This is a genomic window from Paenacidovorax caeni (genome assembly GCF_001298675.1).
Classification (GTDB): domain Bacteria; phylum Pseudomonadota; class Gammaproteobacteria; order Burkholderiales; family Burkholderiaceae_C; genus Paenacidovorax; species Paenacidovorax caeni.
In genome coordinates, this window is sequence record NZ_CYIG01000007.1 from 233,709 (window position 1) to 257,296 (window position 23,588).

Consider the following 23,588-nt stretch of genomic DNA (forward strand, 5'->3'; position numbering starts at 1 on the left):
GCAGCTCTTTAATTGATAGCAAATGGTGTGTTGCGTGGGGTGCCGTATGCCGTATGCCGTGCGGCTCGCAGGGGGCGCGTCAGCCGCGCACCGGGGCGCGTCGCTGCAGCGCTGCCGAGGCGGCGAAAACGGCCAGCCCGCCCAGCGCCAGCGCCACCCCGACCCAGCCGGTGGACGCCCAGCCCCAGCCCCATAGCACGGCCATGCCGCCAAGCCATGCGCCCAGGGCGTTGGCGGCGTTGAAGGCCGAGTGGTTGAGTGCGGCGGCCAGGGTCTGGGCCTCGCCCGCCACGTCCATCAGGCGCACCTGCAGCGCCGGGCCCAGGGCGCCGAGTGTGCCCACCAGGAAGGTGCCTGCCACGGCCAGCGGCAGCACCGGCACCGTGAGCGCGAACAGCGCCAGCACGGCCGCGCCCCACAGCAAAATACCGGCAATGGTGGCCATGAGGTGCCGGTCGACGAACTTCGGGCCGATCCAGTTGCCCGCCACCATGCCCAGCCCGAACAGCGCCAGCACGAACGGCAGGCCCTGGGGCGGCAGATGCGCCACTTCCAGCATCGTCGGCTTGATGTAGCTGAACACCGAGAACAGCCCGCCAAAGCCCACCGCCCCCACGCCGAGCGTGAGCCACACCTGCGGCTGGCGCAGCGCCTGCAGCTCGCGCCACGGGCTGGCCGCTGCCGGGGCGGGTTCGTGGGGCACGTGGCGGTGCACCAGCCACACCGTCAGCAGGCCGATGGCGCCCACCAGCGCGAAAGCCGCGCGCCAGCCCAGGGCCTCGCCCATCCAGGCCGACAGTGGCACCCCCACCACCACGGCCACGGTGAGCCCCATCATGATCTGCCCCACGGCGGCGGCACGTCGCCCGGGCGGCGCCAGCCCTGCCGCCACCAGCGCGGCAACGCCGAAATAGGTGCCGTGCGGCAGCCCGGTGACGAAGCGCAGCAGGTTCAGCGACAGGTAGCCCGGTGCCAGTGCGCTGGCGAAGTTGCCCAGCGCAAAAAACAGCATCAGCGCCATGAGCAATGCGCGCCGTGGCAGGCGTGCGCCCAGCACCGCCAGCACGGGCGCACCGACCACCACGCCAAGCGCGTAGGCACTGATGACATGGCCCGCTGTGGGGATCGACACGCCCAGGTCGGCCGCCACCTCGGGCAGCAGGCCCATGATGGCGAACTCACCCGTGCCGATGCCGAAGCCGCCCACGGCCAGCGCCAGGACGGCGGCGGTGGAAGAGGGCGCGCGGGGGCAGTCTGAAGGCATTGGTGAAATATGAAAAAAACAGCTCCAGGCCTTATCTGGCAAGAGCGAGGTGCTATGAAAAAAGAAAACCGCCTTGCGGCGGTTGACGGGGGGCGTGGGGGCGTTCAGGCCACCGCGTCGGCCGGCAGGCGCTGCAGCATGGCCAGGCTGCGGGCGATGGTGTCGCGCAGCTCGCGGCGGTCGCAGATCAGGTCCACGGCGCCCTTGGCCTGCAGGAACTCGGCGCGCTGGAAACCCTCGGGCAGCGTCACGCGCACCGTGGATTCGATCACGCGCGGGCCGGCGAAGCCGATCAGCGCCTTGGGCTCGGCGATCACCATGTCGCCCACGAAAGCGAAGCCCGCGCTCACGCCGCCCATGGTCGGGTCGGTGAGCACGCTGATGTAGGGCAGGCCTTTCTTCGCGAGGCGCGTGAGCGCGGCATTGGTTTTGGCCATTTGCATCAGCGAGAACAGGCCTTCTTGCATGCGCGCGCCACCGGTGGCCGTGAAGCAGATGAAGGGCACCTTCTGCTCGATGGCCGCTTCGACGCCGCGCACGAAGCGCTCACCCACCACGGAGCCCATGGACCCGCCCATGAAGTCGAATTCGAAGCAGGCCGCCACGACGTTGATGCTTTTCACGGCACCGCCCATGACGATCAGCGCATCGGTCTCGCCCGTATGCTCCAGCGCTTCCTTGAGCCGCTCGGGGTACTTGCGGCTGTCCTTGAACTTCAGTGCGTCGACGGGAATGACTTCCTGGCCGATCTCGTAGCGGCCTTCGTTGTCCAGGAAGGCGTTGAGCCGCGCACGCGCACCGATACGGTGGTGGTGTGCGCAGTGCGGGCAGACGTTCTGGTTGTGCTCCAGGTCGTTCTTGTAGAGCACGGTCTCGCAGCTCGGGCACTTGATCCACAGGCCCTCGGGCATCTGGCGCCGCTCGGCGGGATCGGTTTGCTGGATTTTGGCAGGCAGGAGTTTTTCGAGCCAGGACATGGGTGTTCCTTCTGTGAATTTGCCAGGCTGTACGCGCAGCCTATGAAACTGGCACGGCCCAGGCCAGTGGCCGCCGTGCAAGGGCCGCCCCGCCGCACTGGCGGCGTCCCCCTTCCCGCGCGCAGCGCGAGAGAAGGGGGAAGCGGCGCAGCCGCTCAGGGGGTTGCATTCTTGATTATGCGTCGAGCGCCTTGCGCACGCCGCGCAGGAAGTCCACGGTGACGGCGACCACCTTTTCGTGCGGCTGGTCCTCGATCAGCTGGATGATGCGGCTGCCGATGACCACCGCGTCGGCCACCTTGCCAATGGCCTGCGCCGTGGCCGCATCGCGGATGCCGAAGCCCACACCCACGGGAATGTGCACGTGCTTGCGGATGGTGGGCAGCATGGCTTCCACCGCCGCCGTGTCGAGCGCGCCGGAGCCTGTCACGCCCTTGAGCGAGACGTAGTACACGTAGCCGCTGGCCACGCGCGCCACCTGCTGCATGCGCTCCTCTGTGCTGGTGGGGGCGAGCAGGAAGATCAAGTCCATGTCGTGCGCACGCAGCGCAGCGGCGAAGTCCTCGCACTCCTCGGGCGGGTAGTCCACGACAAGCACGCCATCCACGCCAGCTGCTGCGGCGTCACGCACAAAGGCGCCAGCGCCGTGGATTTGGTCGTAGCGCTCGACCGGGTTGGCGTAGCCCATCAGTACCACCGGGGTGGTCTGGTTGCGCTGGCGGAACTGGCGCACCATCTCCAGCACCTGGGCCGTGCCGATGCCCAGTGACAGGGCCTTTTCGCCCGCCTTCTGGATGACTGGGCCGTCGGCCATGGGGTCGGAAAAGGGTACACCGAGTTCAATGACGTCGGCCCCGGCCTCGACCATGCCGTGCATGAGTGCGGGGGTGATGTCGGCGAACGGGAAACCGGCGGTGACGTAGGGGATCAGGGCTTTGCGGCCTTTTTCCTGCAACTGGCTAAAAGTGGTGGCGATGCGGCTCATGGCTTGGCTCCGTGTGCGCCGAGGGGGCTGGGCGCGCCTTTGACGGCGAGGCCCCGGGTCGAGGGGCGGTCGTAGAAATCCACGCCCGAGAGGTCGGCCACGGTGCCGATGTCCTTGTCGCCACGGCCCGAGAGGTTGACCAGGATGGACTGGTCCGGGCGCATCTCCTTGGCCAGCTTCATGGCGTAGGCGAAGGCGTGGCTGGATTCGAGCGCGGGGATGATGCCTTCGGTGCGGCACAGGTGGTGGAAGGCCTCCAGCGCTTCGCTGTCGGTGATGCCCACGTACTGCGCGCGGCCGATCTCCTGCAGCCAGGCGTGCTCGGGGCCGACACCAGGGTAGTCCAGGCCGGCACTGATGCTGTGCGTTTCGGTGATCTGGCCGTTCTCGTTTTGCAGGATGAAGGTGCGGTTGCCGTGCAGCACGCCGCTGGAGCCGCGTTGCAGGCTGGCCGAGTGCTTGCCGCTGTCCAGGCCCTCGCCAGCCGCCTCCACGCCGATCAGGCGCGTGTTGGTATGGTCGATGTAGGGGTAGAAGATGCCCATGGCGTTGCTACCACCGCCGACGCAGGCGACCACGGCATCAGGCTGGTGGCCGGGGCCGAGGAACTCGGGCATCTGCACCAGGCACTCTTCACCGATCACCTTCTGGAAGTCCCGCACCATCATGGGATAGGGGTGCGGGCCGGCCACGGTGCCGATGATGTAGAAGGTGTTGTCCACATTGGCCACCCAGTCGCGCATGGCTTCGTTGAGCGCGTCTTTCAGCGTCTTGCTGCCCGACTCCACCGGCACCACGGTGGCGCCCAGCAGCTTCATGCGGAACACATTGGGGCTTTGGCGCTTCACGTCCTCAGCACCCATGTAGACGATGCATTCCAGGCCGTAGCGCGCGCAGATCGTGGCCGTGGCTACGCCGTGCTGGCCGGCGCCGGTCTCGGCAATGATGCGCGGTTTGCCCATGCGCTTGGCGAGCATGGCCTGGCCGATCACGTTGTTGATCTTGTGCGCGCCGGTGTGGTTCAGGTCTTCGCGCTTGAGGTAGATCTGCGCGCCGCCCAGCTCGCGGCTGGTGCGGGCGGCATGGTAAACGGGCGAAGGGCGGCCCACGAAGTGGGCCAGCTCCGAGCGGAATTCGGCTTGGAAATCCGGGTCGTTCTGGTAGCGTGCATAGGCCTCGCGCAGCTCGGTCAGGGCGTGGGTCAGTGTTTCGCTGGCGAAGCTGCCGCCGTAGGGACCGAAGTGGCCGCGTGCGTCAGGTTGTTGGTAGGTAGACATGGGTGTTCTTTGCAAGGTGGGCGTCGGCCGCACGCACGGCGGCAACGAAGCGGTGGATCTTGTCGGCGTCTTTGATGCCCTTGAGCGGTTGGCCGCTGGGGCCGTCCTGCTCTACGCCGGAGCTGACGTCAACGGCCAGCGTGCGGCAGCGCGGGCGCACTTGCAAAATGCCATCGGTCACGTTTGCAGGCGTGAGTCCACCAGACAAAACGAGGTGACAGTTGACGCTTGGTGGTAGGAGTGACCAATCGAATGCCTTGCCGCCGCCGCCATACCCGTCGACATGGGCGTCGACCAGGATGGCCTGGGCTTGTGAAAAATCGTGTGCGTATTTTACGAGGTCGAAGTCAGCCGCCCCGGCGCCGAGGGGTATGCGTGCTGCGCGCATCCATGGGCGCGCGCCCTGGCCGCTGGCCGCCCAGCAGTCGGCGGGTGATTCATCTCCATGAAATTGGGCGATGGCCCCCGCCACACAAGCGCTAGAAGCTATCACATTGCTAGCGTGTTCGTTCACGAAGAGCAGCACGGGGGTGACGAAGGGAGGGAGGCGCCGCGCCAGTTCTGCAGCCCGCTGCGGCGTGACGGCACGCGGGCTCCTGGCGTAGAGCACGAAGCCGATGGCGTCTGCACCGGCGGCGACAGCGGCGTCTACGTCCTGCTCACGCGTCAGGCCGCAGATTTTGATGCGTGTGCGGGTGAGGGAGATGGGGGGGGAGGGGATGCTGGGGGCGGGGCTGCTCATGGCAGCCAATCATACGCAGCCGTGCGGGCCGGCAAGCCCCAGACCGGGTCGTACACCGGGCCGAGGAAATACAGGCCATCCGGTGCAAAGGTGGGGGCGGCGGCGTCGCGCGAGCGCGCGGCCAGGACGTCGGCCATCCAGCCAGCCGGCTTGTGTCCCTGGCCTACGGCGATCAGGCATCCCATGATGTTGCGCACCATATGGTGCAGGAAGGCATTGCCTTCGAATTCGAAGCGCCAGTAGCAGTGTGCGTCTTCACCGCGCCGCGTGATGTCGATGCGGTGCAGTGTCTTGATGGGCGTCTTGGCCTGGCAGGCCGAGGCGCGGAAAGAAGTGAAGTCGTGTTCGCCCAGCAGATGCTGTGCGGCAGCGCGCATGGCGTCGCCGTCGAGCGGATGGAACACCCAGCCAACGCGGCCGGACTCCACGCTGGGGCGCACGGGGGACTGCAGCAGCACATAGGCGTAGCGCCGCGCGGTGGCGCAGGCGCGTGCGTGGAAGGCGTCGGGCACGGGCTGGGCCCATTGCACCGCGATGTCGGGTGGCAGGAAAGTGTTGGTGCCACGCACCCAGGAAAAAGGCGTGCGGTGCAGGGGGGTGTCGAAATGCACCACCTGCATCAGGCCGTGCACCCCGGCGTCGGTGCGGCCGGCACACAGGGTCGCCACCGCCTGCGTGGCGAAGCGGCCCAGGGCCGCTTCGAGGTGGTCTTGCACGGTGTGGCCCGAGGGCTGGCTTTGCCAGCCGTTGTAGCGCTGCCCGTTGTAACTGACGCCGAGGGCGATGCGCTGTGTGCCTTCGGGCATCAGCCGAGGTCAGCCAGCAGGCGCTGGGCGCGGGCCTTGACCGGGCCGGAGGCTTCGGCAATCACCTCTTCGATCAGCGTACGCGCACCATCGCTGTCGCCGATGGCATGGAACTCCTCTGCCAGGGCCAGTTTGGTGCTCAGCGGGTCGCTCTCGTCCAGTGGTGCTGCTTCAGTCGTTTCTGTGGCTGCCGGTGTGTTGCCCAGCGGCGCCGGCGTACTGGCCAGATCCAGCGACAGGTCGCCCAGGTCGAATTCCAGCGAGGGTTCGGCAGCGGGCGACTGCGCAGGCGTAGCCGCTGTCTCCAGCGGCAGGGCGGCCGAGTCGAGCAGTTGCAGACCTTCCGTCGGGAAATCGAGTGAGGCCGTCAGGGCCGCATCTTCGGCACTGGGCGGCTCGGGCTGGAGAGGCTCTGGCAGTTCCAGGGGCTCGACCACCGGGGGCTCCAGCAGATCGGGAACGTCAATGGTGCCTTGATCCAGCTCAGGGAGGGGGGCCAGCGGCTCGGGCATGGGTTCCGGCTGCGCCGCTGCAGCCGCAGCGGCGGCGAAGTTGCCGGGCGCGCTGGCAGGGGCTTCGCCCGGCACATCGGTCGCCAGATCCAGATCCAGGTCCAAATCCAGGTCGGGCGGCAGGGCGATGGGCGCTGCCGTAGCGGCTGCAGCCGTCACTGGGGTGGTTGCCGGAAAGTCGGCCATCAGAGGCGCGGGAGCGCTGGCTACGTCGGCCTTCATGCCAGGTTGTCCGCCCGGCTGGTAGATCGGGTTCTCCGGGTCGATGTCGCGACCCAGCCCAGCCACGCGGTTCCAATCCGGCCCCTGGCCATTGGTTTGGCGGAAGACTTCGCCTGCCACCGCCTCCAGGGCCTTGCGGTCCTGGCGCTTGGCGTAGATTTCGGCGAGCTTGACCTGGATGGAGGTGCGGTCGGGATTGTGGCGCGCGGCTTCCTTGAGGATTTCCTCCGCCTGCAGGTCACGGCCGTAGGCCAGGTAGACATCTGCCTCCGCGACGGGATCCACGTCACCGCCGGCATCCAGTTGACTGGGCGAATAGGCCAGCGAGGAACCGGTGGTCATCTCGCTGTTGGCCGTGTCTACGCGCTGGCCGCCGCTTTGGCCGAAGAAGGAGTCGGGCTGCAGCTTGCTTTCCATGAAGCTGCTGTCCACGCCACCAGCCGCTTGGCGGCGGCGCTGCAGGACGCGGTAGCCACCATAGCCCAGCAGCAGGGCCAAGATGCCCCCGCCTGCCAATGGAATCAGCGGGTCGCCGAGCAGGCCGTCAATGAAGCTGGGCTCCGGTGCGGGCTCAGGCGCCGGCGCTGGCTGAGGTTTGGGTGCTGGTGGAGGCGGCGAAGCCTCGGCGGACGCCGTAGCCTGCGGCGCCGGTGCGTCGGCAGTGGCCGAGGCAACCGCGACGGGCGCGGAGGCGGCCGGCTGCTCCACCGCAGGTGTCGGGGCTTGCGATGCCGGGGCTGCCGGGGTGGTCGGCGCAGCGACAGGTACCGGGATGCTGGGGGCCGATGCTGCCGTGGCTGCGGGCGCCGCGGCAGATGCGCCGGTAGCCGCCGATGCGGCGCTGATCTTGTTCAGTTCGGAAATATTGCGCGACAGCTCGGCCATGCGCGCGGCGTTCTCGCTGGACTGCTTGTCTTGCGCCAGCTTTTCGTCGGCACCCTTGGGGCTCTTGATAGCCCCCTTGGACAGGGTCAGTTTGTCCGGCGCGGCCTGTGCGGGTCGCTTGTCCTCGACCTGGGTCTGCACCTTGCCGCTGGCACTGCGGCTTTGCGTCGCCACTTCGGCCGAGGGAGCCGATGCAGCCAGCTTGCGGCGGAATTCGTTGAAATCGCGGCTTTGGGTAGCCATGATCTGACGCGCCTCCGTGGCAGACACGGCCTGGGCGGTGGCTGCATCGGGCATGTGCAGCACCACGCCTGACTTCAGGCGGTTGACGTTGCCGCCGACGAAGGCGTCAGGATTGCTGCGCATCATCGCCACCAGCATTTGGTCGAGCGAGACGCCAGAGGGGCGGTGGGCACTGGCCAGGCGGCCTGCGGTGTCGCCAGGGCGCACGGTCACGCCGTCCGCCGTTGTATCGGTGGCTGGGCGGGGGGCGGGGCGCGGCGTGGCTGTCGGCACTGCCGCAGCGACCGTGCTGCGGGGGGCTTGGCTAACAGCGGGTGCTGCGATAGCGGCTGGCGCCGCACTGGCTTGCGCAGGTGCCGTCACCGCTGCAGGCTGCTGGCGCAGGGCCGGCGGATCGAACAGCATGGTGTAGCTGCGCACGATCTGGCCCGAACCCCAGGAGGCGTTGAGTACCAGATCGACGAAGGGCTCATTCATGGGCCGGGTGCTGGACAGGCGCAGCACCATGGAGCCATCGCTGCGGCGCTGCAGCTGCACTTGCACGCCGTTGATGGCGGGCGAGTATTCCATGCCCTGGGCGCGGAAGGTTTCCGGCGGGGCGACTTGGGTGCGCAGCGTTTCCGCCTCGGATGCGGAAATCTGCGGCAGATCGATTTCTGCGCGAAGCGGCTCACCCAATGCAGACTGCACGGTGATGCGGCCCAGAGCCAGGGCCGAGGCGTCGGCTGCGTACAGGCCGCCCAGGGCCAAGGCCGCTGCGGCCAAAGCGGAGGATTTCCAACGGTGCATGTTTGCCATCTGCTGTAGGAGTTGTGTGGCGCAATCGGCTGGCGTGATGGACATGAGCGATCTCCTCCTCTGCCGTGGCGCTGAATAAATGTAAAAAAGCACCTTAGCAGCAATGTTTTGCACTGACAAGCTCAGGCATCGCTCTAGCTTTTCCCATGCCACCGCAGGGCGCGGAAGCGGGCGGATCGTGTTGGCAATGGACAACGACCGGTAACAGGGCGTATCCAGAGCAACCCGGCCTTGTGCGCCTTGGTGGCGTGCATCTGTTGCTGCGGCGGTGCTTTTTTACCGCCTGCCCGCTACCTTAGCAGGGCTGCACTGCCGGGAAAGGTGCGAACAACGCGGTTGCCAGGGTGCTTTTCGCCCCGGCAACCGCGCGCCATCAGGCGCCCAGCAGAATGCGTAGCATGCGGCGCAGCGGCTCTGCGGCACCCCAGAGCAACTGGTCGCCGATCACGAAGGCCGACACGTATTCCGGCCCCATGTTCAGCTTACGCACGCGGCCCACGCCGACTTCCAGGCCGCCGGTGATGGCGGCTGGCGTCAGCTCCTTCACGGTAAGAGCGCGCTCGTTGGCGACAAACTTGACCCAGGGGTTGCCACTCTTGATCAGGGCTTCAATCTCGGCCAAGGGCAGATCCTTCTTGAGCTTGAGCGTCAGCGCCAGGCTATGGCAGCGCATGGCGCCAATGCGCACGCACAGGCCATCCACAGGGATGGTGGCCTCGGTGCCCAGGATCTTGTTGACCTCGGCCTGGCCCTTCCACTCTTCCTTGGACTGGCCGTTGTCGAGCTGTGCGTCGATCCAGGGGATCAGGCCGCCCGCGAGCGGGGCGCCAAAGAACTCGGTGGGCACGTCCTCGCGGATGGTCTGGGCCACCTTGCGGTCGATGTCGAGGATGGCCGAGGCGGGCGTCGCCAGTTCGTCGGCCACTGCGGCATGCACCACCCCCATGCCCTTGAGCAGTTCGCGCATGTGGTTGGCGCCGCCGCCCGATGCTGCCTGGTAGGTCATGGAACTGACCCACTCGACCAGGCCGGCCTTGAACAGTCCGCCCAGGCCCATCAGCAGGATGGAGTTGGTGCAGTTGCCGCCGATCCAGTTCTTGCCACCAGCGGCCAGCTTGGCTTTGATCAGGCCTTCGTTGACGGGGTCGAGGACGATGACGGCATCTTTTTCCATGCGCAGCGAAGAGGCGGCGTCAATCCAGTGGCCATTCCAGCCGGCAGCGCGGATCTTGGGGAAGACTTCCTTGGTGTAGTCGCCACCCTGGCAGGTGATGATGATGTCGCACTTGGCCAGCTCGGCGATGTCGTTGGCATCCTTGAGCTGGGTGTGGACGGTGACCATGGCCGGGGCCTTGCCGCCGGCATTCGAGGTGGAGAAGAACACCGGCTCGATCAGTGCGAAGTCACCTTCGGCCTGCATGCGGTCCATCAACACAGAGCCGACCATGCCGCGCCAGCCGACCAGACCTACCAATTGCTTGCTCATTTCAATCGCCCTTTCAAGTTAAAAACAGTGCGCACCCGACCGGTGGCTGCTTTTTTGCCCCCGGCTCGTCTGGCCAGGGAGGGCGCACGACGATACCGGAGCTGGATCAGCCCTTAATGGTCGTGGTTTTGGTGGTGATTGCGCGCGCAGCCTTGCATGCCGTGGTGGCAGAGGCGGTGTTCAGGGCGAACGGGCGGGCGGCAAACATAGCCAATCATTCTAACGGATGTCCTGCATGCGCCCATACACAGGTGTTCGTTGCGCGCAACGCTAGGGCGCTGATGTGCGCCTGCTGCATGGGGGATCAAAAAAGCGCCCCGCAGGGCGCTTGGGCATAGGTTGCGGCGCAAGCTTAGTGCTGCATGCTGCCGCGGCCCAGCGTTTTCTTGAATTCGTTAATCAAATCAACGCGCTGCTGCTCTTCGGTAGACAGCGATTTGGGCGCCTGCGACGGGTCCAGCGGGAAGGCAACGTCAGACAGAGGGCAGTCGGTTTGGCGCTCGGCCGGCGCCTGGCCCAGCATATGGCGCAGCACAGCCCCATCAACGCATCGGGTGTTGTAGGGGAACACGCCATGGGTGTATTCGCCCGTCACATGCACCATGTGCGCTTTGGGCAGTTGGGCAAATCCCTTCATGGCGCCCGGCGTGGGGGTGGCGGCATCGTACTGTGACTGCACCATGAGTACGCTGTCGAGCTCTTGCAATGGCGCAAGCGGGGGCTGCGCAATCGGTGGCAGGGTCCAGTACATGCAGGCTTGGTTCCCGATGGTGCCGCCGCCGAAGAAGGGCGCTTGCTGCGCAATATGGTCACCCAGTGCTTGCCATTGGACGGCGCTGCGCACCGAGGCGGGATTGTCGTTACACATGATGGTTCGGAAGGTGGCGTTGTTCCCACCTTCGCCATCGGGGCCTAGGTTCGTACCCTCGGATATGGGGGTGCCAATCATTGCGGCGCCAGCGATCACTTCGGTGCGAAATGTATTCAGTTGGAGTGCCGCACTGCGGATGCCTGCCTGATTCGCCGGGGTGTCGGCGACACCGTAGGTGTGTGCGCGGATACGCTCTTGTGATAGCGGCAGCCCTTGCTCAAGCAGCTTGTGCAGTCCTTTGGCAGCGATCAAGGTAATGATCATTTCATGTGTCTTGGCGCTGGAGTACATCCTACCGGCGGTGGCCCACTTAACGGCTGTCTTGAGTGCCGGATCGAATGCCGCCAACGTGGCGCGTACTTCGTCCGGGGTGTTGCCCAGGCCAAACAGGGCGGCGTGGCGGGCCGCGTAGGGGGCCAGTGCATCGTTGAGGAGCGTGTCACGGGCGATGGCTTGGTACTCGTTAAAGTCCAGGTGGCTTGCCGTGACGTCAGCATTGCTGTCGAGCACCATGCGGTTGACCCGCTGAGGAAACAGGCGGGCGTACCAGGCACCTAACCAGGTGCCGTACGAGTAGCCGAGGTAGCTGATTTGCGCGTCGCCCATCAAGCCGCGCAGAAGATCCATGTCCCGGGCGGTGGCATCGGTGGAGAGATAAGGGGCAATGGGGTTCGCCTGGCAGGCCTGTGTTTCGGCGCGCATGTTGGCGTGAGCAGCCTCTTGGTTGCCGGGGGCGTTTCGACCTGCGCTGGTCTCGTCCGTAGCAAGCTGGGGTGTGTTGGATTCGCAGGTCAGCGTAGGTGTTTCATTGCTGCCGCGGGGGCTGAACCCCAGCAAGTCGTAGCGCTGCAGCAGTTGGGTTTGCAAGGTTTGCACATCGGCGGAGGCGCCTCGAACAGAGAGAATCCTGTAGAGCAGGCCTAGGCCGCTGCTAATTCCGTCGCCGCCGGGGCCGCCGGGGTTGAAGAAAATGGCGCCCTGGCGCTGCGCCGACATGGCAGGCACGCGCTTGGCCTGGATCGTGAGTTCGCCCTTGTCTGGTGCGCCGTAGTCAAGCGGCACTAAAAAGCTGGCGCATTGCAGCTTCGCAGTCACTGCCCAAGGTGTTGTATCTGGGCAATCTACCCACTGCAAAGTTTGGCGGGTGTATTTGCTCAAGGGGTCGTCACTGCCTCCACCGCACGCGACCAAAGAGGCGGCCAGAGGAAGTCCAAGGGCCAAGGTCAGGCTCCAGCGGGGTAGGCGTTTGAAGGGGGGCAGGCAGGGCATGGTGTGTGGGTGTGAAGGAGTGGGTCGAGGCGCCAAGTCTTCCCAAGGCTGCGCAGCTTGTCGATCCCTGAAATCAGGTAATTGAAGCCCTCTGGGTCAAAGTTTTTGCACTTTGGCCCGCTTCACGCGCCCGAAAAAAGAAAGCCCCGCAGGGCGGGGCTTCAAAAATGGTTGCGTGGGCCGCTTCAGCGCCACAGGCGCGCGGTGCGCGCCGCGTGGGCGTTAGCCCAGTGCCTTCACCACCGCATCGCCCATCTGCGCTGTGCCGACCTTGGTCGTACCTTCGCTGTAGATGTCGGGCGTGCGCAGGCCCTGGGCCAGCACCTTTTGCACGGCAGCTTCGATGCGGGCGGCGGCTTCGCCCTGGTTCAGCGAGAAGCGCAGCATCATGGCCGCGCTCAGGATGGTGGCCAGCGGGTTGGCCACGCCCTTGCCGGCGATGTCGGGCGCGCTGCCGTGGCTGGGCTCGTACAGACCTTGTTTCTTGTCGTTCAGGCTGGCGCTGGGCAGCATGCCGATGGAGCCGGTGAGCATGGAGGCTTCGTCCGAGAGGATGTCGCCGAACATGTTGCCGGTGACGATCACGTCGAAGGCCTTGGGCTTCTTCACCAGCTGCATGGCGGCGTTGTCCACGTACATGTGCTCCAGCTCCACGTCCTGGTAGTCCTTGTGCACCTCGGTGACCACATCCTTCCAGAACTGGAAGGTTTCCAGCACGTTGGCCTTGTCCACGCTGGTGACCTTCTTGCCCCGCTTGCGTGCGGCTTCAAAGGCCACGCGGGCGATGCGCTCGATCTCGGGGCGCGAGTAGCGCATGGTGTCGAAGGCTTCTTCGGCGCCGGGGAAGTGGCCGTCCACGGCCGTGCGGCGGCCGCGCGGCTGGCCGAAGTAGATGTCACCCGTCAGCTCGCGGATGATGAGGATGTCCAGGCCCGCCACCAGCTCGGGCTTGAGGCTGGAGGCGTGTGTGAGCTGCTCGTAGCAGATGGCCGGGCGGAAGTTGGCGAACAGGCCCAGCGCCTTGCGCAGGCCCAGGATGGCTTGCTCGGGGCGCAGCGGGCGGTCCAGCGTGTCGTACTTCCAGTCGCCCACGGCGCCGAACAGGATGGCGTCGGCCTCCTTGGCCAGCTTCAGCGTGGACTCGGGCAGCGGATGGCCCGCAGCCTCGTAGGCGGCGCCACCGACCGGCGCGGTTTCCATCTCGAACTTCAGGTCCAGGGCCTTGAGGACCTTGACCGCCTCAGCGACGATCTCGGTGCCGATGCCGTCACCGGGCAGAACTGCGATTTTCATGGTGCTTCCTTTTTAAATTTGATAGCTGCTCGCGCTTTCCAGCATTGGGTTTCAATAGAAAATGGCATTGAAACCCTTTGTGGGAAAGCGCTAGGCGCTCACTTTTTTGCTGCATCAACCCTGTGCCATGGTGTGCGCCAGCCAGGGCTTGGTGGCCAGGCGGTGCGCCTCGAAGGCGGCAATCTTGTCCTTGTGGCGCAGCGTCAGGCCGATGTCGTCGAAGCCGTTGAGCAGGCAGTACTTGCGGAACGGAATCACGTCGAACGGAATTTCCTCGCCCTGTGGGCGCACGATCACCTGGCGCTCCAGGTCGATGGTGAGTTCGTACCCGGGGAAGGCCGCCACTTCGTTGAACAGCAGGTCCACCGTGGCCTCGGGCAGCACGATGGGCAGCAGCCCGTTCTTGAAGCAGTTGTTGAAGAAGATGTCGGCGAAGCTTGGCGCGATGATGGCGCGAAAGCCGTACTGCTCCAGCGCCCAGGGCGCGTGCTCGCGGCTGGAGCCGCAGCCGAAGTTCTTGCGCGCCACCAGGACGCTGGCGCCGCGGTAGCGCGGCTGGTTCAGCACGAAGTCGGGGTTGGGCTTGCGCGCGCTCTCGGGCACGCCGGGCTGGCCCGGCTGGTCGAGGTAGCGCCACTCATCGAACAGGTTGGGGCCGAAGCCGGTTTTCTTGATCGACTTGAGGAACTGCTTGGGGATGATGGCGTCGGTATCGACGTTCTCGCGGTCCATGGGGGCCACCAGGCCCTTGTGCACGGTGAATTTCTGCATGGCGTGTTCCCTCAGGCGAATTTACGGATGTCCACGAAGTGGCCGTGGATGGCCGCCGCTGCGGCCATGGCCGGGCTGACCAGGTGCGTGCGCCCGCCCGCGCCCTGGCGGCCTTCAAAGTTGCGGTTGCTGGTGGAGGCGCAGCGCTCGCCGGGCTCCAGGCGGTCGGCGTTCATGGCCAGGCACATGGAGCAGCCGGGCTCGCGCCACTCGAAGCCTGCGGCCTTGAAAATTTCGTGCAGCCCTTCGCGCTCGGCCTGCTCTTTGACCAGACCCGAGCCGGGCACCACCAGCGCCTGCTTGATGTTCTTGGCCACCTTTTGGCCCAGCTTCTTCACCACGGCTGCGGCCTCGCGCATGTCCTCGATGCGGCTGTTGGTGCACGAGCCGATGAACACCTTGTCCACGAAGATGTCGCTCAGCGGCTTGCCGGGCTCCAGCGCCATGTAGGTCAGCGCGCGCTCCATGGCGCCGCGCTTGTTGGCATCTTTTTCCTTGTCGGGGTCGGGTACGGTGGTGTCCACGCCCACCACCATCTCGGGGCTGGTGCCCCAGGTGACCTGGGGCACGATGTCTTCGGCGCGCAGCGTGACCACGGCGTCGAAGTGCGCGTCAGCGTCGGAGTGCAGCGTTTTCCAGTACGCCACGGCCTGCTCCCATTCCACGCCGGTGGGGGCCAGCGGGCGGCCTTTGACGTACTCGATGGTCTTCTCGTCCACGGCCACCAGGCCGGCGCGCGCACCGGCCTCGATGGCCATGTTGCACACCGTCATGCGGCCTTCTATCGACAGGGCGCGGATGGCGTCACCCGCGAACTCGATGGTGTAGCCCGTGCCGCCGGCGGTGCCGATCTTGCCGATGATGGCCAGCACGATGTCTTTGGCGGTGATGCCGGGCGCCACCTTGCCATCGACCTGGATGCGCATGTTCTTGGCCTTCTTGGCCAGCAGCGTTTGCGTGGCCATCACGTGCTCGACCTCGCTGGTGCCGATGCCGTGCGCCAGCGCACCAAAAGCGCCGTGCGTGGAGGTGTGCGAGTCGCCGCAGACCACGGTCATGCCGGGCAGCGTGGCGCCGTTTTCCGGGCCGATGACGTGCACGATGCCCTGGCGCTTGCTCATGAACGGGAAGAAGGCGGCGGCGCCCACTTCGGCAATGTTCTTGTCCAGCGTGGTGATCTGCTCCTTGCTGATGGGGTCGGCAATGCCGTCGTAGCCCAGCTCCCAGCCCGTGGTGGGCGTGTTGTGGTCGGCCGTGGCCACGATGGAGCTGACGCGCCACACCTTGCGCCCGGCTTCGCGCAGGCCTTCAAAGGCCTGCGGACTGGTCACTTCGTGCACCAGGTGGCGGTCGATGTAGAGCACGGCGGTGCCGTCCTCCTCGGTGTGGACGACGTGTTCGTCGAAGATCTTGTCGTACAGGGTGCGTCCCATGGCAGTCTCGCTTCGTCTTTCAGGTGGGGGTGGAAATTGTAGGAGGCGTCAAATGCTCGACCAGCAGCCGTGCGGTGACGGGCAGGGTGTCAAAGTCGCGCGCCACCAGGCGCAGCTCGCGCCGCGCCCAGGGCGCTTGCAGCGGCACGGCGGTGAGCTGTCCCACGCCGCGCATCAGCGCGAAGGCCCGGTCGGGCAGCAAGCCCACGCCCAGGCCGTTGTCGATCATGCGGCACATGGCGTCCAGGCTGGTGACCTGGATGCGCTGGCGCAGCGGCCGCCCGGCCTGCGCAGCGGCCTGGTGCATGGCCAGGCTGATGCTGCTGCCGGCGTGCAGGCCGACGATGTCCCAGTCCAGCACTTCTTCGAATTCAATCGCGGTTCGCGCAGACAGGGCGTGCGTTTGCGGCACGACGAGCACCAGATGGTCGCTGCGGTAGGGGCGGCTTTGCAGTGGGCTGCCATGGCTGGTGGCGGGCATGTTGCACAGCCCCAGGTCGGCGGCGCCCTCTTGCACCGCGTGCAGCACGGCGGGGCTCAGATGCTCCTGCAGGTCGATCTTGATCTGGCTGTGCGCGCGTGCGAAGGCACCCAGGTCTTCGGGCAGAAACTGCACGATGGCGGAAATATTCGCGTGCATGCGCACATGGCCGCGCACGCCGCCGGCGTATTCGCTCAGCTCGCCCTGCATGCGCTCCAGCCCGAACAGCACGGTGCGCGCATGGTGCAGCAGGCTTTCCCCAGCGGGGGTGAGCGTCACGCCCCGGCTGTGGCGGTACAGCAGCGCCGTGCCTACGGCCGCCTCCAGGTCCGACAGGCGCTTGCTCACGGCAGACGCCGCGATGAACTCACGCTCGGCCGCGCGGCCGATGCTGCCCAGTTCGCAGACGGCTACGAACAATTGCAGCGAGGTGAGATCGATGCGGCGCGCGAAACTGCGCTCGGAGCTTTTCATGGGGTGGCGTTATCTTCTCATTTGGAGAAGGTTTTGCGCATTTTCCCATGATGATTGGCGCTCTGCCATCGTGATATGCGATGGATTGCTTCGTGGATCGGGCGGCCACGGGCAACAAAAAACCGCCAGGGCACGGATGCCGTGGCGGTTTCTTGGCAGAGAGCGGCCGAAATTACTTCAGCTTGGCTTCCTTGTACTCGACGTGCTTGCGCGCCTTCGGGTCGAACTTGATGATCGACATCTTCTCAGGCATCGTCTTCTTGTTCTTGGTGGTGGTGTAGAAGTGGCCGGTGTCAGCGGTAGACACCAGCTTGATCTTTTCGCGTCCGCCTTTTGCAGCCATGTTGGTTCTCCTTCAGTGGAAATTAAGCCTGGCCACGGGCGCGCATGTCAGCGAGCACGGAGTCGATGCCGTTCTTGTCGATCAGACGCAGGGCAGCGCTGGAAACGCGCAGGCGCACCCAGCGGTTTTCGCTTTCCACCCAGAAACGACGGTACTGCAGGTTGGGCAGGAAACGGCGCTTGGTCTTGTTGTTGGCGTGGGAGACGTTGTTTCCCACCATGGGCTTCTTGCCCGTTACTTCACATACGCGTGCCATCAGGACACTCCGATAGTTCACGGCTGCCCGCCCTGGTGGCCGGCAACCTCACCTCGCCAGTTGGAACGGGTGGCGGTAACCCGGCTGCCGCGCCCGCCCCATCAGTTAAGCGGGGCGGAAATTCAGCAAAGCCGCAGATTATAGCGCGGCCGCCAGGAATCACTCCTGCTGTTCCAGAAAGCGCTGTGCATCCAGCGCTGCCATGCACCCTGTGCCCGCGCTGGTGATGGCTTGGCGGTAGACATGGTCCTGCACATCGCCTGCGGCGAACACGCCAGGCACGCTGGTTTGGGTGGCGAAGCCCTTGAGACCGCCCTGGGTGACGATGTAGCCGTTTTCGAGCTGCAGTTGGCCCTGGAAGATCTCCGTGTTGGGCGCGTGGCCGATGGCAATGAAGCAGCCCTGCAGCGCGATGTCCTCGCTGTGGCCGTCCTGCGTGCTCTTGATGCGGATGCCCGTGACGCCGCTGGCGTCGCCCAGCACCTCGTCGAGCGTGAAGAATGTCTTGAGTTCGATCTTGCCGGCAGCCACCTTCTCGTGCAGTTTGTCGATCAGGATGGGCTCGGCGCGGAACTTGTCGCGCCGGTGCACCAGCGTCACCTTGCGCGCAATGTTCGACAGGTACAGCGCTTCTTCCACGGCGGTGTTGCCGCCGCCGATCACGCACACGTCCTGGTCGCGGTAGAAGAAGCCGTCGCAGGTGGCGCAGGCCGAAACACCGCGGCCCATGAAGGCCTCTTCCGACGGCAGGCCCAGGTATTTGGCTGAGGCGCCGGTGGCGACGATGAGTGCGTCGCAGGTGTAGGTGGCGCTGTCTCCGGTGAGGGTGAAGGGGCGCTGCGACAAATCCACCTTGTTGATGTGGTCGAACACGATTTGCGTCTTGAAGCGCTCGGCGTGCTCCAGGAAGCGCTGCATCAGCTCAGGCCCCTGCACGCCGGCCACGTCGGCGGGCCAGTTGTCCACCTCGGTGGTGGTGGTGAGCTGCCCGCCCTGTGCCATGCCGGTGATGAGCACCGGATTCAGGTTGGCGCGCGCGGCGTAGATGGCTGCGGTGTAACCGGCGGGGCCGGAGCCGAGGATGAGGACTTGGGCGTGTTGCGTGGTAGTGGCCATGGTCGGTCTCTGGAGGGCAGTGCGCCCGGGTATCTGAGGGCAAACGCCGATTGTAGGGAGCGCCACCGCCGTCCTGTTTTGTAACGGCTGTTCACCCCTGCTTCGGGTAAGCTTGCCCGCCTGCCATGACCTATTCCCTCAATACTTTGAACGCCTCTTCCGGAAGCCGCGCTGCACCGCGCTCGGGCGCTGCCCGCTTTGGCCACGAGATCGGCCTGGTGCTGGGCTTGGTGGCATGGGTGTTCTGGCTGCTGGCGCTGCTGAGCTATTCGGCGCAGGATGCGGCCTGGTCGACCTCGGGGGCTGGGCAGGCGCGCATGGTGTCCAACTGGGTCGGGCGCCTGGGCGCCTGGCTGGCGGATAGCAGCTATTTCATGCTGGGCTTTTCCGTGTGGTGGGCCGTGGTGGCTTTCGTGTGGGCCTGGCTGTCGGCACTGGCCCGCTGGATGCGCGGTGGCGAGGTGCCCGAGGGCGCTCCCTCGCCGCTGCTGCGGCGCCTGCTCTTCTGGGGCGGCCTGGTGCTGCTCCTGGGGGCCAGCACGGCGCTGGAGTGGTCGCGCCTGTACCGTTTCGAGGCCCTGTTGCCCGGCCACGCGGGCGGCGTACTGGGCTATGTGCTCGGGCCGGCTTCCATGAAGTGGCTGGGTTTCACAGGTTCGGGGCTGCTGGGCATCGTGCTCCTGGTGTTGGGCGTGGCGCTGGTGTTTCGCTTCTCCTGGGGCCAGGTGGCTGAACGCCTGGGCGGACAGATTGACGGACTGGTGCAGCTTGGCCGTGCGCAGCGCGAGAAGGCCAAGGACCTTGCCGTGGGCAAGCGCGCGGCGCGCGAGCGCCAGGAGGTGGTGCAGGAGGAGCGCCACGAGATTGAGGCCCACCACCCGCAGCCCGTGGCCATCATCGAGCCGGTGCTGGCCGAGCCCGTGCAGAGCACGCGCGTGGTGAAGGAGCGGCAAAAGCCCCTGTTCTCCGACATGCCGGACAGCCCACTGCCGCAGGTGGATCTGCTTGACGCCGCGCAGGCGCGCCAAGAGACCGTCTCGCCCGAAACGCTGGAGATGACCAGCCGCCTGATCGAGAAGAAGCTCAAGGACTTCGGCGTCGAGGTCACGGTGGTGGCAGCGCAGCCTGGCCCCGTCATCACGCGCTACGAGGTCGAGCCTGCCACGGGCGTGAAGGGCTCGCAGATCGTCAACCTGGCCAAGGACCTGGCACGCTCGCTGTCGCTGGTGTCGATCCGCGTGGTCGAGACCATTCCGGGCAAGACCACGATGGCGCTGGAGCTGCCCAACGCCAAGCGCCAAACCATCCGCCTGTCGGAAATCCTGGGCTCGCAGGTCTACCACGACGCCAAGAGCCTGCTCACCGTAGGCCTGGGCAAGGACATCATCGGCGCTCCGATCGTGGCCGACCTGGCCAAAATGCCGCACTGCCTGGTGGCCGGCACCACGGGCTCGGGCAAATCGGTGGGGATCAACGCCATGATCCTCTCGCTGCTCTACAAGGCTGAGGCGCGTGACGTGCGGCTGATGATGATCGACCCGAAGATGCTGGAAATGTCGGTCTATGAGGGCATTCCGCACCTGCTGTGCCCGGTGGTGACGGACATGAAGCAGGCCGCCAACGGCCTGAACTGGTGCGTGGCCGAAATGGAGCGGCGCTACAAGCTGATGAGCAAGGTCGGCGTGCGCAACCTTGCGGGCTACAACGCGAAGATCGACGAAGCCAAGGCGCGCGGCGAAGTCATTGGCAACCCCTTCAGCCTGACGCCGGAGCAGCCCGAGCCGCTGGACCGCCTGCCGCACATCGTCGTCATCATCGACGAGCTGGCCGACTTGATGATGGTCGTGGGCAAGAAGATCGAAGAGCTGATCGCACGCCTGGCGCAAAAAGCCCGTGCGGCGGGCATCCACCTCATCCTGGCGACGCAGCGCCCCAGCGTGGACGTGATTACCGGTCTGATCAAGGCCAACATCCCGACGCGTATCGCCTTCTCCGTGGGCAGCAAGATCGACAGCCGCACCATCCTCGACCAGATGGGGGCCGAGGCACTGCTGGGCATGGGCGACATGCTCTACATGGCCAGTGGCTCGGGCTTGCCGATCCGTGTGCACGGCGCCTTCGTGAGCGATGACGAGGTGCACCGCGTCGTCAGCTACCTCAAGCAGCAGGGCGAGCCCGACTACGTCGAAGGCGTGCTCGAAGGTGGCAGTGGCGAAGACAGCGAAGGCGGCTTCGCCGACAGCGGCAGCGAAGGCAGCGGCGGCGAGAAAGACCCGATGTACGACCAAGCCGTCGAGGTGGTGCTGAAAGACCGCAAGGCCAGCATCTCCTATGTGCAGCGCAAGCTGCGCATCGGCTACAACCGCTCGGCGCGCTTGCTCGAAGACATGGAAAAGGCCGGCCTGGTCAGTGCCCTCACGGCCAGCGGCCAGCGCGAGGTGCTGGTGCCCGCGCGGGCGGAGTAGCCGCGCATGCGCGCCGGCAGCGTCGCTGCTTGCGGCCTGGCTTTGGCCATGGCATTACCGGCGCTTGCCTGGGCCCAGGCGAGCGTGCCCAAGGTGGACGTGATGCACTGGTGGGTGTCCCAAGGGGAGCAGGCCAGCATTGACGTCATCAGGCGCTACGTCCGGCAGGCCGGCATGGCGTGGCAGGAAGAGGCGCGGCCCGGCAGCGGCACCGCCCGCTACGGGGACTTCGTGCGCCAGCGCGTGGAGGCCGGAAGGCCCCCGGCTGCGGCGCAGATGATTGGCTTCGATATCCACTACTGGGCGCGGCGTGGCGCGCTCGCCAGCCTGGACGCGCAAGCCCGCGTGCAGGAATGGGACGAGGTCGTGCCCTATGGCATCCAGCGCCTGTCCAAGTACCAGGGCCATTGGATTGCCGCGCCCATCAACGCGCATGCCACCAATTGGCTGTGGGTTAACAAATCCGTGCTGGACCGCCTGGGCGGCACCGCGCCGGACAACTGGGATGCGCTGATCGCGCTGCTGGAGAAGGCCAAGGCGGCCGGCGTCGTGCCACTGGCCATCGGCAAGGAGGCGTGGGAGCAAACCCTGCTGTTCGAATCGGTGGCCGCGGGGGTGGGTGGTGCGGAGTTTTACCGCCGTGCCTTCCTCGACCTGGACCCGCAGGCGCTGCAGCCCCAGCTGCTGCGCACCATCTTCCAGCGTATGCGCCAGCTGCGGGCCTTCGCGGATGCGGGCCTGGCCGGGCGCACCTGGGACCAGGCCACCCGGATGGTGATGGCGGGGCAGGCGCTGCTGCAGGTGCAAGGCACCTGGGTGAATGGTGAATTCACCTCGCGGCGCATGGTGCCCGGCAGGCAGTTCGCGTGCTTCCTGTTCCCCGATACCCAGGGCATCTACCTGTTCAACGCCGACCAGTACGTCTTCTTCCAGGGCGCGGCCATGGCGGATGCGACGCGCGGGCGCTTCGCCGCCACGCTGATGGATACCGGCCTGCAGCGCGACCTGAACATTGCCACCGGCGCGGCGCCAGCGCGCGTCGATGTGGCGCTGGAGCCGTTCAACGCCTGCGGGCAGCAGCTCATTCGCCACCTGCGTGCCAGCAACATGCGCCGCACCGTGCTGGGATCGGTCGCCATGGGCAACGCCAACCCGCCCGCAGTCAAGACGGCCATCTACCAGCTGGTGCATGCGCACTTCACCGGCGCCATCGACGACGAGACGGCCATCGCCCGGCTGCAGGCAGCCATCAGCGGGCCTGCCTCGGAGTGAAGGAGCCCGACATGTCGCGTTTCTTCAACAACCTGAAGCTGGTCAACAAGGTGCTGCTCATGGTCGGGCTGCTGGGTTCGCTGTCCGTGCTCATCACCGTCTTCGCGCTGCTCAACATGCGCGCCATTGACCGCAGCTACCGCGACCTGCTGGCCGTGGACGTGCAGGCCGCCATCCTGATTGACGGCGCGCTGCTGGAAATGAACGAGGCCAGCCGCCTGGTGTTCGCCGTGCTGACCGAGCAGGAGGAGGCGCACATGCGCGCCGTGGGCCGGGATATCGCTTCCGCGCAGGAGCGCTTTCGCCAGGCGCTCGACCGCCTGGCCCCGCTGCTGCGGGGCCAGCAGGGGGCACTGGCCGACGTGCGTGCACGCGAAGCCGCGGTGGCGGCGCACTCGGCACAGATCGTGGAGGCAGCGGCCCGCTGGCGCGGCGACCGGGCGCTGCACATCATCCATGACCAGCTGCAACCCGAACTCAAGGCCCTGCGCCGCGGCATGGATGGGCTGCGCGATGTCTCCGTCGCCAATTACCAGGCCGTGGCTGCCGAACTGGCGGCGCAGACCCAGCGCACCACCGTGCAGACGGCGTTGGCCTTTGGCCTGGCCGTTACCTTCGTGATCCTGCTGTCGGCCTGGCTGTCGATCCACGAGGTCTCACGCCCCATCAACGCCCTGGCGGCGGCCATGCGGCGCCTGGCCAACAAGGACTACGAAAGCCAAATCGAAGGCGTGCACCGCCGCGACGAGGTTGGCCAGATGGCCCAGGCCATGGACTATTTCCGCGAGAAAATGATCGAGGCCGACCGGCTGCAGCAAGAGGTGCTGCGCGATCCGCTGACCGGCATTGCCAACCGCCGCGCCTTTGACCAGGCCCTGGAGCGCACCTGGCACGCGCTGCAGGCCAGCCAGCGCCCCCTGAGCCTGCTGTTCATGGACATCGACCATTTCAAGCCGTTCAACGACCACTACGGCCACGGCGAGGGCGACCGCTGCCTGACCCGCATTGCCAGCGCCCTGCACGGCTGCACGCACCGGCCGGGCGACCTGGTGGCGCGCTACGGCGGCGAGGAATTCGTGGCCATCCTGCCCGACACCGACGCCCAGGGCGCGCTCGGCGTGGCACAGGCGTGCCATGCCGCCACGGCCGTGCAGGCCATTCCGCACGGCCATTCCGGCGTATCCGGCTGGGTGACTCTCAGCATCGGCGTGGCCACCATGGTGCCGCGCCAGGACAGCACGCCCCAGGCGCTGCTGCAAGCCGCCGACGCCATGCTCTACGCCGCCAAGGCCGCAGGGCGCAACACCACCCGCGCCACCACCGTGGCGCCCAACGCGATGGAGTAAC

General features: G+C 66.3%; 19 protein-coding genes. 3 read left to right on the forward strand and 16 right to left on the reverse strand.

The genetic code is table 11. The features are described from left to right. Window positions 1-79: 79 nt before the first annotated feature. The 16 genes from BN2503_RS05225 to trxB form a co-directional block, all read right to left on the reverse strand. The gene (locus BN2503_RS05225; RefSeq protein WP_054255581.1) at window positions 80-1,264 is read right to left on the reverse strand and encodes an MFS transporter; all 1,185 of its coding nucleotides are present in this window, start codon (window positions 1,262-1,264) and stop codon (window positions 80-82) included. 104 nt (window positions 1,265-1,368) lie between these two features. Continuing rightward, window positions 1,369-2,241, reverse strand: coding sequence for an acetyl-CoA carboxylase, carboxyltransferase subunit beta (gene accD / locus BN2503_RS05230; protein WP_054255582.1), 873 nt, complete (start codon window positions 2,239-2,241; stop codon window positions 1,369-1,371). A gap of 175 nt (window positions 2,242-2,416) precedes the next feature. Next, window positions 2,417-3,226 (reverse strand): tryptophan synthase subunit alpha, encoded by an 810-nt coding sequence (trpA, locus tag BN2503_RS05235; protein WP_054255583.1) that lies wholly within the window; start codon window positions 3,224-3,226, stop codon window positions 2,417-2,419. Next, a complete protein-coding gene (gene trpB / locus BN2503_RS05240) occupies window positions 3,223-4,503 on the reverse strand; it encodes a tryptophan synthase subunit beta (RefSeq protein ID WP_054255584.1) in 1,281 nt (426 codons plus the stop codon). The genes trpA and trpB overlap by 4 nt, the downstream gene beginning before the upstream one ends. Next, a complete protein-coding gene (locus BN2503_RS05245) occupies window positions 4,481-5,245 on the reverse strand; it encodes a phosphoribosylanthranilate isomerase (protein WP_054255585.1) in 765 nt (254 codons plus the stop codon). Before BN2503_RS05245 ends, trpB begins: the two co-directional genes overlap by 23 nt. Next, window positions 5,242-6,051 (reverse strand): tRNA pseudouridine(38-40) synthase TruA, encoded by an 810-nt coding sequence (gene truA, locus BN2503_RS05250; protein ID WP_054255586.1) that lies wholly within the window; start codon window positions 6,049-6,051, stop codon window positions 5,242-5,244. Before truA ends, BN2503_RS05245 begins: the two co-directional genes overlap by 4 nt. Beyond that, window positions 6,051-8,702, reverse strand: a complete 2,652-nt coding sequence (locus tag BN2503_RS05255; protein WP_054255626.1) for a FimV/HubP family polar landmark protein — start codon at window positions 8,700-8,702, stop codon at window positions 6,051-6,053. The genes truA and BN2503_RS05255 overlap by 1 nt, the downstream gene beginning before the upstream one ends. A gap of 382 nt (window positions 8,703-9,084) precedes the next feature. Next, window positions 9,085-10,197, reverse strand: a complete 1,113-nt coding sequence (asd, locus tag BN2503_RS05260; protein ID WP_054255587.1) for an aspartate-semialdehyde dehydrogenase — start codon at window positions 10,195-10,197, stop codon at window positions 9,085-9,087. Window positions 10,198-10,549: 352 nt separating this feature from the next. Next, window positions 10,550-12,163, reverse strand: a complete 1,614-nt coding sequence (locus BN2503_RS05265; protein WP_074929997.1) for an alpha/beta fold hydrolase — start codon at window positions 12,161-12,163, stop codon at window positions 10,550-10,552. 396 nt (window positions 12,164-12,559) lie between these two features. Beyond that, complete coding sequence (gene leuB / locus BN2503_RS05270; RefSeq protein WP_054255589.1) at window positions 12,560-13,630, reverse strand: 3-isopropylmalate dehydrogenase; 1,071 nt, start codon at window positions 13,628-13,630, stop codon at window positions 12,560-12,562. A 114-nt stretch (window positions 13,631-13,744) separates the two neighbouring features. Continuing rightward, a complete protein-coding gene (gene leuD, locus BN2503_RS05275) occupies window positions 13,745-14,401 on the reverse strand; it encodes a 3-isopropylmalate dehydratase small subunit (RefSeq protein ID WP_054255590.1) in 657 nt (218 codons plus the stop codon). 11 nt (window positions 14,402-14,412) lie between these two features. Continuing rightward, window positions 14,413-15,834, reverse strand: coding sequence for a 3-isopropylmalate dehydratase large subunit (gene leuC / locus BN2503_RS05280; RefSeq protein ID WP_054255591.1), 1,422 nt, complete (start codon window positions 15,832-15,834; stop codon window positions 14,413-14,415). 19 nt (window positions 15,835-15,853) lie between these two features. Beyond that, entirely contained in the window at window positions 15,854-16,789 is a 936-nt protein-coding gene (locus tag BN2503_RS05285; protein ID WP_054255592.1) for a LysR family transcriptional regulator, read from the reverse strand. A 172-nt stretch (window positions 16,790-16,961) separates the two neighbouring features. Continuing rightward, on the reverse strand, window positions 16,962-17,132 hold the full coding sequence (gene rpmG / locus BN2503_RS05290) for a 50S ribosomal protein L33 (protein WP_054255593.1): 171 nt from the start codon (window positions 17,130-17,132) through the stop codon (window positions 16,962-16,964). A gap of 22 nt (window positions 17,133-17,154) precedes the next feature. Further along, a complete protein-coding gene (gene rpmB, locus BN2503_RS05295) occupies window positions 17,155-17,388 on the reverse strand; it encodes a 50S ribosomal protein L28 (RefSeq protein WP_003058229.1) in 234 nt (77 codons plus the stop codon). A gap of 159 nt (window positions 17,389-17,547) precedes the next feature. After that, entirely contained in the window at window positions 17,548-18,504 is a 957-nt protein-coding gene (gene trxB, locus BN2503_RS05300) for a thioredoxin-disulfide reductase (protein WP_054255594.1), read from the reverse strand. Window positions 18,505-18,629: 125 nt separating this feature from the next. Between trxB and BN2503_RS21290 the strand changes: the two genes are divergently transcribed. Genes BN2503_RS21290 through BN2503_RS20860 form a run of 3 tightly spaced genes read left to right on the forward strand, consistent with a single transcriptional unit; the run spans window position 18,630 to window position 23,587 of the window. Further along, window positions 18,630-20,969 (forward strand): DNA translocase FtsK, encoded by a 2,340-nt coding sequence (locus tag BN2503_RS21290; protein ID WP_054255595.1) that lies wholly within the window; start codon window positions 18,630-18,632, stop codon window positions 20,967-20,969. Between the two features lie 6 nt (window positions 20,970-20,975). Next, on the forward strand, window positions 20,976-22,241 hold the full coding sequence (locus tag BN2503_RS05310; protein ID WP_199445239.1) for an ABC transporter substrate-binding protein: 1,266 nt from the start codon (window positions 20,976-20,978) through the stop codon (window positions 22,239-22,241). Window positions 22,242-22,252: 11 nt separating this feature from the next. Then, window positions 22,253-23,587 carry a GGDEF domain-containing protein gene (locus BN2503_RS20860; RefSeq protein ID WP_139235298.1) on the forward strand — a complete coding sequence of 445 codons (1,335 nt, stop codon included), beginning with the start codon at window positions 22,253-22,255 and terminating at the stop codon, window positions 23,585-23,587. Window position 23,588 lies beyond the last annotated feature (1 nt).